At 54.6% G+C, this 13,308-nt stretch carries 9 protein-coding genes; all 9 read right to left on the reverse strand.

Features of this window, described 5'->3' with window-relative positions:
• Positions 1 to 4: 4 nt before the first annotated feature.
• On the reverse strand, positions 5 to 1,105 hold the full coding sequence (gene tssG / locus ACUW6V_RS10220; protein ID WP_454038317.1) for a type VI secretion system baseplate subunit TssG: 1,101 nt from the start codon (positions 1,103 to 1,105) through the stop codon (positions 5 to 7).
• Positions 1,069 to 2,829, reverse strand: coding sequence for a type VI secretion system baseplate subunit TssF (tssF, locus tag ACUW6V_RS10225; RefSeq protein WP_454038318.1), 1,761 nt, complete (start codon positions 2,827 to 2,829; stop codon positions 1,069 to 1,071). The genes tssG and tssF overlap by 37 nt, the downstream gene beginning before the upstream one ends.
• Positions 2,830 to 5,877 (reverse strand): ImcF-related family protein, encoded by a 3,048-nt coding sequence (locus tag ACUW6V_RS10230; protein WP_454038319.1) that lies wholly within the window; start codon positions 5,875 to 5,877, stop codon positions 2,830 to 2,832.
• Positions 5,878 to 6,139: 262 nt separating this feature from the next.
• Complete coding sequence (locus tag ACUW6V_RS10235) at positions 6,140 to 7,276, reverse strand: hypothetical protein (protein ID WP_454038320.1); 1,137 nt, start codon at positions 7,274 to 7,276, stop codon at positions 6,140 to 6,142.
• A 5-nt stretch (positions 7,277 to 7,281) separates the two neighbouring features.
• Positions 7,282 to 7,551, reverse strand: coding sequence for a PAAR domain-containing protein (locus ACUW6V_RS10240; protein ID WP_071602608.1), 270 nt, complete (start codon positions 7,549 to 7,551; stop codon positions 7,282 to 7,284).
• Between the two features lie 54 nt (positions 7,552 to 7,605).
• A complete protein-coding gene (locus tag ACUW6V_RS10245) occupies positions 7,606 to 8,607 on the reverse strand; it encodes a putative type VI secretion system effector (RefSeq protein ID WP_097569971.1) in 1,002 nt (333 codons plus the stop codon).
• A 66-nt stretch (positions 8,608 to 8,673) separates the two neighbouring features.
• Positions 8,674 to 9,675: a putative type VI secretion system effector gene (locus tag ACUW6V_RS10250; protein ID WP_148736478.1), complete on the reverse strand. Its 1,002-nt coding sequence runs from the start codon at positions 9,673 to 9,675 to the stop codon at positions 8,674 to 8,676.
• Complete coding sequence (locus ACUW6V_RS10255; RefSeq protein ID WP_454038321.1) at positions 9,672 to 12,299, reverse strand: T6SS effector BTH_I2691 family protein; 2,628 nt, start codon at positions 12,297 to 12,299, stop codon at positions 9,672 to 9,674. Before ACUW6V_RS10255 ends, ACUW6V_RS10250 begins: the two co-directional genes overlap by 4 nt.
• On the reverse strand, positions 12,280 to 13,305 hold the full coding sequence (locus tag ACUW6V_RS10260) for a DUF4123 domain-containing protein (protein WP_158679084.1): 1,026 nt from the start codon (positions 13,303 to 13,305) through the stop codon (positions 12,280 to 12,282). The genes ACUW6V_RS10255 and ACUW6V_RS10260 overlap by 20 nt, the downstream gene beginning before the upstream one ends.
• Between the last annotated feature and the right edge of the window lie 3 nt (positions 13,306 to 13,308).

Raw genomic sequence — 13,308 nt, forward strand, 5'->3', positions numbered from 1 at the left:
CCTTTCAGTCTTCAACCTCTGTTACCTCGCGGCGAACGGGATTCTTTTTCAGTCCTTCGTATCTGCCGAGTTTAATCGTCACTTCGTCCGGCATTTCCGGGTCCGGCCCCGTATCGTCAGGGTCGTGCCCCAGCAGGAACGAGTACCCCATGTATACGCTGTCCTTGTGGTCACGTGCGGTCAGGCGCGGTGCGGGCAGCAGCCTGCGCGGAAACGTCAGGGAGATACACGCGTCATAGCGCCAGCCCAGGTAGACACGCAGCAGTGAGAGTAAATCGTGATACAGCGTGTATCCCGGCGGCATCCAGCCCCGTACATCAGCCTTGCTTTCGGTATACAGCCGGATTTCAATGGTACTGTTCACATCCCAGGCGAAACCGCCCATCACCGGACGGTCATCCAGACAAAAACCTTCTCCGTTCGCGCTCAGGCTCAGCTCCGGGATATCCACTTTCCGCTGATAGCGCGGTCTCACCGCCACCGATGTATCCGGCGTAACCATGCTGACCACGGAGGCAATCCCTTCTGCGGTCCGGCCCGGCAGTTGCAGAGCCGGGAGCATCCCAAGAAAACGCGACAACGGCGTATCCAGATGCTCTGCCGTACCGGGAATACCGAGCCCCGCCAGCCCCAGCAGGCACTGCGAAATCCTGTCCGTACCGCCGTCCTCAAACGACGCCGGGTAACTGTGCTTGCGCCAGATACGGTAATACTGCGTTATCAGGCGATGGTTAAAGATATCGAGAAAGTGCTCCACCGTTTCATGGCCGTCACGCCGCTGCGCAATATCATCGATATAGGCTGTGGGTAACGGAGACGTAATACCGTACAGCCCCATAAAGGTGGTTCTGACCGTCGGCGGCGAGTCCTGGCTCTCATCAAAATGAGGTTCGATGTCTTTAAACTCGCTCGCCGGAAAACCCATCCCGGCATACGGGCGCAGTCGCAGCGGATCATCGCTGATACGCCAGGAGCTCCCCAGCGGCGGGTATTCCGGGTGCGTTTTTTCCAGCCACTGCAGAAAGCGGTAAAAGCTGCTGTACGGCAGACGTGTGCCGAACGCGTCATTCAGCCGCGTGAAGCTGACTGATGGTTTTCTTTCCATCGCAGGCAGTGTCCTGTCGGTTGTAGTATCAGGGTGAGTCGGTTAAACAGGTGCATATCGGCGTACTGCGCGAAAAAGCGGTTCAGCAGGCTGCCAAACAGCCAGACATCGCCTTCTCCGGCGAACATCGTCGTGTCGAGCGTGACCTCAATATCCACACCCCGCAGCAGGCCGCGTTTCCAGTATTCAAGGCGATGGTGCTGAACTTTAATAATGCCGCTTAACCGACGGCGATTTGTGTCGTCCTCTGTCCAGTTATAAAGCGCCAGCGCGTTACGCAGCACCTCTGCATCGTTCATCATCCACAGGAAACGACTCCCAAGCTGACTTAACAGTTTCCAGTGAAAGCGGTTTTCGTTGGGCGGGTAACAGGGCATCGATGGCCGACAAAGGTTACGCACGCGAACCGGGGTTTGCGGCGTACCGGCAAGCTGATTGAGAAGGATACTCTGCAGGGTTTTGCGCGGCAGACTGCCATTGGTGCCAGTGAGGCTCAGCACCAGTGCTTCATCGGGCTGCTGACGTTCCCGCTCAAATGCTTCGCCGCCGGGAATCAACCAGGTTTCCGTGCGCCCGGAGGAGCCGCGCAGCACACGGGTATTAAAATACCGGGGCGGGCGTTCACGCCGCAGCAGTCCGCCACGCTGTTCAAAGAGGCGAAACGACGTGTAACGTGGCGCATCCTCTTCAGACGAGGCCGCCACAGACTCCACCGCAAAGATTTCAGTATGCGGGTCGTTATCGCGCAGCGGCTGTAAACGATATTCGGTCTGGTCGGCATTAATTGCCAGCGGACGCGCATCGAGGCGGAACAGATTCACCACCGTCACGCAGTGCAGGCGCAGGTTCTCTTCGCTGACGCTAAAATCATGCGGCCAGGGCCGTGTGAAGCGCAGCTCCAGCTCAAACCACGGTAACGCTTCCGGCCAGTCAGCCTGCTCAAGCCCTTCCAGGGAGACGAACATAAACTTTTCGCGGAAAGTGAAATATTCCAGCAGATGCTGATAGCCGCTGTACTCACTCTTCTCCACATCCCACAGATGCGCGTCTTCATCAAAGGCGCTGGCGCGAAAACGCAGCGACAGAGGATGGCGATCCACGTTACCAGGAAAGCGGATATATGCCTGTCCCACCAGCCGGGTCAGAAACAGATGCAGCAGCGAGGCCAGCGGCGCATCGCCATTCAGGTAGACCGGCAGAGCCGAAAGATCCAGTTGTTGCCAGTCGGCGGTGTTACCGCACTGAAAGCGCAGGCGCAGGGTATTCTCGCCGTCCGGCTCGGTAAAGATACCCGCTTTCTCAATCAGGAGTGGCTGCAGGGTCAGCGGTCGTGTGGTGCGGTAGCGGCAGCGTACGTGATTGTCTCCCACTGGCGCAGAAATCACTTCGGTATGTTCAGGGATGATGTCACTGTGCTTAAGCGCATCGGGGTCCGGTGCGATTTCCACCACGCACATCGACGGCAGCGGACGCAGGTAGTGCGGCCACAGCAGGCTGATAACCCCTTCGGTGAGTTCCGGATAATCGTCGTCCAGTTTCTGACGCACTCGCCCCATCAGGAAAGCAAAACCCTGGAACAGGCGCTCAACCGATTCGTCCATCGCCCCGTTCTTCATGAGCCCCATCTGGCGGCCCTCTTCCGGGTGCTGTTGTGCAAATTCCCGCGCCGCATCGCGCAGATAGCGCATTTCGATTTCAAAGTAGCGGAGGGTTAAATCTTCCATTTACTCCTCACTTCCGGCATCGCTCTCTGTATGGCGGGTTGCCATTGCGCCCGTGGTTTCAAACACCTGCTGCGGCAGCCTGAACCCTTTCAGTCTCAGCAGCGCCAGCGGGCCAACGCCCGCCTCCGTGCGCAGTATCATGTTCAGCGTGTCGCTGTCTGCCGTTTTCCAGCGCAGGACATAGGTACTGTTGTCCGTTGCCTTCACCTGCGCCTTATCCAGCAGACGGATAAAGCCCCAGCTTCCGGGGTAATCAGCGTAAATACGCTCGCCAGTGTTCACACTGGTCCAGGTAAGCGTGGTGCGCGGCTTCCACTGGCTGTCCGGCCAGACAAACGGCTGCCAGCTCTCTACCTGGTTGTGGTAATCCAGTTTTTGCTGGTCGAGGAACAGCGTGGTCTGCATCACGTCACGGGCCGGTTTACCCATCAGCTGAAAATGCACGCCGGCATCGCCGCTGGTGAACACCACATCAGCCAGTTCGCTGAGCGCATTCAGCGCATCCAGAAATTCTGGATTGAAGTGCAGCCCCTGGCTGCTGATGGCATCCGGCACCCAGCGACGGCCTTCTTTATGCAGCACACCGCCGAGGCTGGTTTTCACAAATTGAGTGATACGCCCGGTGTCGTTACGCAGGTATTGCGAAAGCAGCGGCAGCGAAGCCTCACTCTGTTTGTCAGGCGAGAACGGCCAGCGGTCGTTAAAATCATGTTCCCAGTCGTTCACAATGGTCTGCTGCCACTGGCTGTTAATGCTCTCTGCCGTCGGGGCTAACACCTGTTGCCAGGCCTGCTCCATCGGCTGAACAAACAGCGCCTGGCCAAAACCGCCCCACTCCTGACCGAGGCTGGCCGCTACCAGGCTGCCGTAATCGCGGGTGTCGGTCACATCCACCGATTTGCCCTGGAACACGGTCTGCGCCAGCGCCTGCATCATCGCCTGCGGGTCAGCGGTATTGGTTACCTGCTGAAGTTTGAGGCGAACGCGGGTCACGCGGGTGAGGAAGGTCTGCAGGCTCAGGCTGTCGCTGCCACCGTTCTGGTTGCTGAGTAGCGCAAGCGTCGGGCCAAAGGTCGCTTCCAGCGGCCCATGCGGTCCCGCCCGCTGGTCGATGGCCTTTGCGCCATCGCTGTGCAGCAGGTTTTGTGCCGATTTCACCAGTGAATCAGAGAGCGCTTCCTGCGACTGTCCGGCACGGCCCTGCACGTTCAGGGTGTTCATCAGCGCCACCAGCGGTGACTGGCGCACGTCAGCGAGCAATGTCAGCTGGTCAATCGCATCCGAGAGCGTGGCGGCATTCTGCCAGTGCAGGCTGTTGAGGAAATCAAGCCAGGCTCCGGCGTAATCGGTAAAGTAGCGCTCTGTCAGGCGGGCCTTAAGCGCCTCCGGTGAGATATCCGGGGCTACCTGGTGTTTGCTGTCGGTCAGTACCCAGTCGATTTCATCCCGGCGCTCATTCACCACCTTATCAATGGCAGGCTGTACGGCGTTGTCCCAGGCGTCGCGGGTGAACATCCCTGGCACCACTTCATCCGTGGTAAACAGACGCGAGGCATCGGTATCGCCGGTCATGTCGGAGAGACGCATATCGGCGTAGTTATGCGATACCTGTTGCAGCATCTTCTGATAAAGCGCCGATTCCGCGTTACGCTGACCAATCAGGCGCAGCAGCGCGCTGCGTGTGATGGAGACCAGTTGCGGGTCAGCGGAGATTTTCCAGTCCGGGTGCGAGGGCAGGTTTTGCGCCATAAAGGCCAACTGGCGAGGCCCTTCATACTGCCAGACACCTGGCGTCACACCGTCGCGGTGCGGCCATAGAGCCATCACGGTGGTGGCGAAAAACGCCGCGTCCATTTTTTCCGGGCGATCTAACATCAGCCAGGCTTTCAGCCAGTTATACGCCTCCCGGCTCTGCTTCGCCCGCTGCCCGCTGTCGGCGGGTAAGGAATTCCAGACGCTCAGCGTGTCACGCAGTTTTGCCGCCGTGGCATCCCGTAGTAACGGTAATGCGCTGCGGGCATACGCTGGCCACAGACGGGCCAGCAGCTCATCGTTCTGACTCAGCCCAAAACGGTTATACCAGGGCACACCGTGTTCGCTGCGGTACTGCAGGCGCTCCATGTTTCTCTGCAGATCATCCAGAGCCATCAGACGTTCGCCAGTGTTCTTATGTTCATTGCGGGCGATGGCCGCCAGATTCTGTGCGTCCGTAATCACATGGCGGTTAGCGTTCCAGGAGAACAGCGCGCCCGCGCAGGTCAGGCCAAGTGCTATCAGCACCGCCTGATACAGCATCCGCTCCCAGGCCAGCCCGGCGCGATGAATGTTAAGCCCCGGCAGGTCGTCCAGAATGGCGTTCCAGCTGTTATCCGGCAGCCAGCGCTGTTTGTCAGTTCCGGCCTTCGGGGAAAGCGGCGGGCTGAACATCACTCCGCGCAGCGGCACAGCATAAGGGCCGGAGAGTAACGACACAGCCAATGTGTGAAAGCGCTCCGCCATCCCGTTACGTAACTGCCAGCCCAGACGCAGCAGAAAGTCATGAGAGTGATTCGCCAGCCCCTGCTGTACGCCCGGCGGCGTCAGCCTGTCCGGCAGGGATTTCAGCGTCTCCACCAGCTCCTGCGGTGTGGTATGCGACGAAAGCAGACAGCCCACCGGCTGCGTTTCACGTTCGTCCTGCGGCCAGTCGCTTTGCCGGATTTCCCACAGATACAGCGGTACGCGCCAGCCCAGCTTTTTGTAGCGTTCGTTCAGTTGCCGGGCAATCATGTCGCCCGGCATGGCCTGGCGTAGCTCGCCGTCATACGCCAGCACTATCGCGCTGACCGCGCAGCGTTTAAGTTTACGTAGCACCGCGATACGGGGGCTGTCTGCCCCGGACAGCAGGTTTCCGCCCCACACCGCCACTACATTGTTGGCTTCCAGCCACTGGTTATCCACCAGCCCGGGCACCGACAGTGTGACCTGATGTTGCGCACCACATACGACTACAAAACGAACTTTTCGCCGCCACCCCAGACCATAGTGATGACGTAAATATTCCCGCATTTCAGTAATCAAAACGGATGAGGGGTCTATTTCTGTACTGTTTTTAACATGAGGTGCGTCATTCTTACGCGAGGGATTACGTTGCTTATATACCCGATACCCCGCAGCAAGGCTGCCAGCCACTCCTGTGACTATCAACCAGTACTGGCCTGATTGCTGAGGCGTCAGATGCCAGTGTGGTCCTTTCCACCATAGCAGCGCGCCAACCACAAGACTTATCAGAATAATGATCAGCGTGATACCCGAGATTCGGGATAAACTATTAATCATCCGTCCGGTCCCCCGCACTGACACTTTGCAGAGTCAGTGTATTATTTCTGTTCCACAACAAGACCTGCGTTCCCTGACGATGTTCCGCCATCTGCATCATTAACGTTATCGCAAAGATATCCTGTGAAGGTGTCGTCCGACCCAGCCAATGAGGGAGGTATTGCGAATGGAGAGAGGGAGCCAACTTCCCGTCGTCCTGAGTTTTTTTCAGGTATCTACTGCGCTGTATCATCAATATATCGGTACAGGGCTTGCTACTTTGGTCAAACCAGAAATCCGTCATCGCCTGTGCCAGAGGCTGATAGTGAAAGAACTTTTCGATATCTGCCGCAAATTGGTCAGTCTTCGTTTGCATAGGACGATGCAGCGTACAACGAACGGGTAATTCATTTTTACTTCCGCATCCCAGAAGCCAGGCCACCGCTCCCTGAGTGGCTTTTCTGTTATCGGTCCAGTCAACAAACAATACTAACCTGCCACTACGGGTATTCTTTTCATCTACCCAGGTATTCACCAGACTGAAACAGCCCTGCTGTAGCAGTTCAAATCCACTTAGCGCTGAAACTGGTAATGACAATCGCTGCCAGACGACACGAAATGTCTCCTGCGATAACGTATCAGGCAATAGCACAATGAGGGGGTGTTTTTGGGTAAAAATGGTCAGCAGCGGCACCAGAGGGAGTAGCAATTCATTAATCACCACGGTCTCTCCGGGGTATTTCGGCAGGAAAAGTGGAATATCGACAGTAACCGGAACAATACCGTCTGAAGGATGGGGAACAGCCTCCGGGAAAATTATTGTCATACCCAGAACCGGTACTCCCGCCTGAGCCCAACGCTGCCACTGATGTTCGTTCAACTGGTTATAACGAGCAATCCCTTGTGCATGCTCAGCTTCAACACCATAACGGTACAGCTTCCAGCCCGCCAGAATCCCCGCCAGGACCATAATGGCAACCACCATACCGAAGGTGTACAACAGAAGGCGCGAGTCTTTAAGCCAGAAATAGCTTCCAACGCCACACAGTAATATCGCGATACAACAGAGAAAAAAAACACGCCACCCGTTTTGCCAGCGGAGAGGTTTTACCGCAGGGATGGCATAGGGTTCGGGGATTGACCAGTTCATGGCGCTTACCCTCCAAATGAGGTATCAGGCGCACTGCTGAGCACCTGACAACCACATTCACAAAGGTAATGGTCAAACGCCAGAAAGCCTCCATCAGAACAATATTGTGGTGTGCTGCCCACGATCCGATTGATGCCATGCCCCGGCAACGGACAACTGACCAGATCGCCTATCCTTGCAGCCATTTTTCCATTCACTTTAAATGTTGAAGTTGCAGTGATAACTTCTCCACCACTGGTCAGCTTATCGCCCTGGCGAATAATTCCCTTTCGCATCATTCTTGTTTCCTTTCACTGTCAAAACACCAGCAATTATTTTCTGTAAATAACTCAGTAATAAAAATAATGGCTCACGTAATAATACTTGTCTGGCATCATTCGTGATGCTGATTCCGGTAACGCCTCATTTTTCCCAAACCACAGTTTCAGTCGCGTTGACATATGCAGATTCACTTTTTCAGGGTGTGGAAATTCCAGCGCTGAAAAAATACGTTGCCCCAGCACAATGGTCGGCTTGGGTTTTTCTTTCATTCGGTCGTAGACAATCGGACCAGCCAGGGCCATATAGATTACTGCCCCCAGAAAGAACCAGCCGGTAATCTGTAACATCTGGAGAATACTGTTTGCAGCAAAGAAGGAGACAATTAGCCCAATAATGGCGACACCAACTGAAAAAGGAATACCGCCAATTGCCGCCGCATTCGCTTTACCGATAACGCCATAAGCACAACAGGGAATAGTTGTTATGACGCGTAATTCAGGGAGGGCCAAAGCGTATACTTCGTAATGATCGCCATGATCGGTAGCGGCCATGTCAACATCATCGCCACACTGCGCTGAGCAGTATCCCAGCCAGCCATAGAACGGTTTTCCGTTAATCTTTCCCTGCACAAAATCATAGGTATGGCTTTCCCGAACGGAATCCTGTGCATTCACTGTTGCTGCTGCTGATTCCCCAATTGCCGCCAGCAACACACTTCCCCATTGCCGCTGCGACTCCTGGCGGGTGAATTCGTCAGGTTCATATTCACGATCGGTGAAATAGCCTTTGGTAAACAGGGTATTGAGTTCTTCCAGCACACCGCTGACTTTTACCAGCGGTTGTGAAGGCGGAAGCGCTGGCAAGGGAGGGGCTTTTGCCAGCAATGCATCCAGTTCAGAAATTTTTGCGTACAATTCTGTGATTTCTTTTTCGACTTTAAGACGATCTTCAGGACAACGATGAATTCTCTCCCTTTTTACAATTAATTTGGTATCTAACATACTTCTTTGGCTTTTAATCTCATCAAAATCAATAGCATCTTTGCGATGGCGGTAAGTGTTTTCGCTCATTGGGTCACCTTCACTGTGGTAATGAAACGGTTTTGCCGCATGCAGCAATCATTTTCATTAATAAACTCAGTAATAAAAATAATGGCTCTCACCGCGCGGCCCCGGCATCACGCGCTCGTCATGCCTGTCATCCGGCACGCCATTTTTTTTGAGCGCTTTTACTTTCCGTCGCGTAATCGCGGGTAAATGCACGTCAGCAGGTTTGCTGAAACCGAGAGCAGCAAAAATCCGCTCTGCCATTTTTTGAGGAGGTTTGATTTTTTTACGTTCAAGGTATTCAGAATATTCAACGGCCAGCACATCCAGCGCAAACCAGAGAACCACTATCCCGACCAGATAAGGAAGCGCATAATTATGTGTACTGAGAAACGTCAGCGCGCCGGGGACAAATAGCAGTAACAGCAAACCATGGGTGATCTTCATTCCCGAGCGAATGTAAGCATCAATACTCATATCGCAGCGCGGGAGCACGGAAATCACACGCAATGCAGGAACAGCCAGTGCATAAACCTCAAGATGGTCGCCTTTATCCACCGCGGCAAGCTCAACACGATCGCCCGCTCTGGCCGTGACCATTCCGGTCCATCCGTAAAAAGGCTTACCGTCAATTTTGCCCTGAATAAAATGGTAAACATCCGCAGACCTTATTTCGTCCTGCGCATTCACGGTTGCTGCTGCCGATTCACCAATCGCCGCCAGCAACACACTTCCCCATTGCCGGCGTGACTCCTGGCGAGCGAATTCATCAGGTTCATATTCACGGGCCGAAAAATATCCCTTTACGACCATCGTCTGTATTTCATCCAGGATACCGCTAACCTTCACCAGTGGCTGTAAAGGAGGAAGTTCAGGCAGCGGGGGTTCTTTGCTTAACAGGTTTTTTAACTCAGTAAGTTTATCCTGAGCACTATTTATTTCTTGTTCTAATTTTAACTTTTCATCTGTATTCGGATGGTCACTAATCCATTGCATATTTACTTCGATACATGTTTCCTTTGAGCTGATTTGACTTTTAATCTGGTCGAAATCAATAGCTTCTTTCCAGGAAAGGTAACGGTTCGGTTTCATTGGATCACCTGCATAGCCGTATCAAAGCTTTCCCGCTGTTGTTCCAGAACCTTGTTTCTGCGGGCCGGAAGCTCCAGTACCCATGTGGACTTCAGATCCTCTGCCGGATTGCCGCCAAAGACACTCTGCGCACACCATTTCTGCAAATCATTACCAAAAAACACTGTGTAGAGCTGCTCTACGATAAAGATAACAATCATGACTTCCCAGCTCGATAAAACCGCCACGACTTCCCATGCAGCAATCCGCATAATTCCTTTTGCCAACAAATTTTCAGCAGATAACCATCCTCGCTCGACCACCAGTTCAAGCAGCCCTTTAAGGGCCTTCACGGTTATACTGAGATCCACTGTGACTTTAAAAACGTAAAGCACCACAAACTGCCAGCGCTGCTTATTCTTTAACTCGTCAACGAATGAGGTAATATCCAGTCCAAGGCTGATAAGCGATGCCACCGACCCCGCACTCGCTCCTGTCCATTTAATTCCTTTCAGCCACCCCTCACTTTTTATGCCAAATTCAAATACGGGCTGCACAATATCTGCGGCCGTGCTCAACGTGCTGGAGGCCGCCCCAAAATACTGCGCCCAGACTTTCTTGCTGGTCGTATCGTTTTCCAGCTTATGTAACTTGTCGGCATACTCCAGCAGGTTAAACGCCAGCACCAGCAGCTTGATGCGCGATTTTTTCAGCGCAGAGACCCCCTTTTCTGTTTGAGCGAATTTATCAAATTCAGTTTTGTATTTCGTTTCTGTTCTCAGGCGATTGTCAGCCCCCGATGCTTTCAGGCTGTCCAGCACGCTCTGGCGAAAGGCATTCCCGTCCTCAAGCTGTGACACTGATAGCCTTACCGCATCATCAAAGGCCACACCGGACATCACGGAGAACAGGGTCTTGTGCAACACTTCCGTCATGGTATCCAGCACTTTATCTAACCGGGTAAAGCTGAAAAAACGGTCGCCCAGCGTGGTCATCTTCCGATCACAGTGCAGCATCATTTTTGACCAGGACGACGACGGCGTCGGATTTTTCGCCACCGCAGCATTAGCCTTGTCATATGCCTTCACAAACTTGCCGCTCAGGCTGGTAACCAGCGCCAGAAACTGTGCTTTATCGGCTTTTTGGGGGTTGCCTTTGTGCTGTGCCAGGCCCGTGAGGAAAGGCTGCGTCTCGTCAATCACGCTCTGGTTATTCAGCATCAGTGAACGCCAGACCAGGTTATCTTTCGGTCCCGCCGAATACCGGTCAATCTGTTCATCCAGCCAGGCGGTTCCGGTCTGAGTCAAATTCAGCGATGCCATCGCGTAATCCACCATTTCCTGGTAGCTCAGGTTGTCTTCCACACGTTCAGAGGCAAAGTCCTGGCTACAGGTGATGAAATGTGCATTTTTTAGCCATGCCACACGAAATGATGCCAGCGCCTCCAGTTGCTGCGCCAGGACATCACAGAACCGGTTATGACAGTCCAGAAATGCCTTACGTTTCTGCGGATTCAACTCTGCCGCATATTTCCCCCAGTCATGGGCAAACTGACTGTCTGCGGATTTGATGGCATTCAGCCGAATGTTGTCATGCAGGCGGGCGGTATCCTGCTCATTGCGGTGCCCTTGCGTCATCGCATCAATGAGGCCAGTGTTGTAAATCGCGTCCTGTAGCGCCTGTGCACGGTTAAGCTCACGAAGCTGGTTTTCCACCCCGCTCAGCCAGCGGTCCGTCATAAATTCGATGGATAGCTCATCCACCCAGCTTTTATGCAGCGCGGTATAATCGTCTGCAAAGCCCGCCAGTTCATGGGTGATACCCGCAGGATCATACAGCGCCACTAACAGAGGTTTAATCGGACGCCCGAGCGGGGTGAGCCCGGAACCTCGCTGAGCCAGTGCCTCCACGGTCCGTCCGGCCATACCTGCCCGGTTGTTACTCCACGGGTAAATAGTGCCTTTCGGACAGATATCGCTTTCATTAAACCGGTACCAGGGGGATTCAGGCTGCGTAAAACACAACCGTTTGACTGGCGGATCGAACGGCATCAGGGCCGCCGGATGTGATGAACTGAACGGCGCATAATCCAGCACCGTGTTTAGATTTGCCTGTGTTGCTTGCGCCACACCGTGTTTATTTTCAGGCTCCGCCCATTGCCAGGTGGCTATGCACTGCATGCGGGCTTTTCGGTCCTGCTCATTACCAGCGTAACGATCCAGCGTGTCGGTGTACCATTTGGACGGGGAGAACGCCAGCCAGGTATTTCCACTTAACGCTTCGGGACGCAGGATTATCATCTCGACGTTAGTGGCATTGTGTTCCGGGGCTGTGCAGTCCGGTGCCTTTTTAGGCTGGGCATACGCTCCTGAAGGCTGTTTCCACAAGCTGCCGTCTTCCGCTACCGCCCAGCCATCCCACTGACGGCTTTTTTCGTAATAGACGTATACGAAACCCTGACGCAGGGTACGCAGGCCGTAACGAAAACCCGATCCTTCGTCCGGGAAGGTTATCTCCGGTTCGGCCCATGCGGGCAGCGGGAACTGTACCTTGTCCGTGACTACGGCATAACGCACCGGGACCAACGCCGGACCAGTTGCCAGGCAACGTGAACAAGGCTGAGGGCTAAAAAGGGACGTGCTCATGCAGTGCTCCTGTACCGGATGCCAGCGCATCCGCTTTTTCGGTGTTTATTTCATGACAGATGCGCTGCCAGTCCTGGTCGGACAATCCGGCCACGCAGGTGCCATAACCGGTTCCCGGCTCACGCTCGTGGGGGGAGAGCAGAATTTTTAGTCGGGGGTGGTTGTCCAGGTATGGGTGCAGCCGCAGGCAGTCCAGCGCCAGCATCCGCTGGTCGGCTTCATCTTCAAAACCATGCAAATGCCGCGCCCGGCTCAGTGCCTCGCGGATGATTGAGATAGCGGTGGATTCATCATGCCGGTGCTGGCTGATATTCATCAGGCGGTAGCTTTCCAGAATGCGCACGATGTCGCCCGCCTGCCGGATACCGTCTTCGTCTTCCGGGCTCAGCATCAGCGAGAAGGTCATTAGCGGATAAGGAGAAGCTGTATGACAGTGGCTCACCAGTTGCCCGTCACCGTTCAGGAAATGCCAGCCGGAGAGCCCACCCAGCCAGCGATCCCGCTGCAAATTATCCAGTTGCGCCCACAGGATGTGATGAATGGCCGGGTCGTAATAACGCAGTAATATCTGCTGCCCTGAGACCAGCCGCTGAATAGCCGTATGTCCGAGCTGTTTTACCGCGACGGCGGTATCATAAGGGCTGGTCAGCCAGCCACAGACCGCACGGCCTCCGCCATTACACAGACGGTCAGGATGCTGTTCTTCCAGTGCCTGACGGATGCTGTTCACCAGCAGAGCATGGTGAGCAGCATCCGTCAGGTTGAGTGGTACCAGCCAGGGATGGCGATCCACGCTCAGGTTGCGGTGCGGCAGCCTGACCGGCGCCGGGCGATGGTCCACCAGTGCGCAGATAAACGGGTGCATCACATCGTCCGGCAATGCCTCCCTATCGATAAGCAGGTATACATATTCCTGACGCGCAGTGATGGCGGCGTGCAGTTGAGTCAGCAAAGCATCCATCTTTTGCGCGACGGCCTGCGGACTGAAATCATACGTAATGGTCACACG

The organism is Cronobacter sp. 153480017-3 (assembly GCF_053627815.1).

Coding starts and splice junctions, on each gene's coding strand:
- ACUW6V_RS10230 (WP_454038319.1), bottom strand. CDS start 5,877: ATGCGGGAATATTTACGTCATCACTATGGTCTGGGGTGGCGGCGAAAA.
- ACUW6V_RS10240 (WP_071602608.1), bottom strand. CDS start 7,551: ATGCGAAAGGGAATTATTCGCCAGGGCGATAAGCTGACCAGTGGTGGA.
- tssF (WP_454038318.1), bottom strand. CDS start 2,829: ATGGAAGATTTAACCCTCCGCTACTTTGAAATCGAAATGCGCTATCTG.
- ACUW6V_RS10250 (WP_148736478.1), bottom strand. CDS start 9,675: ATGAAACCGAACCGTTACCTTTCCTGGAAAGAAGCTATTGATTTCGAC.
- ACUW6V_RS10245 (WP_097569971.1), bottom strand. CDS start 8,607: ATGAGCGAAAACACTTACCGCCATCGCAAAGATGCTATTGATTTTGAT.
- ACUW6V_RS10235 (WP_454038320.1), bottom strand. CDS start 7,276: ATGAACTGGTCAATCCCCGAACCCTATGCCATCCCTGCGGTAAAACCT.
- ACUW6V_RS10255 (WP_454038321.1), bottom strand. CDS start 12,299: ATGAGCACGTCCCTTTTTAGCCCTCAGCCTTGTTCACGTTGCCTGGCA.
- tssG (WP_454038317.1), bottom strand. CDS start 1,105: ATGGAAAGAAAACCATCAGTCAGCTTCACGCGGCTGAATGACGCGTTC.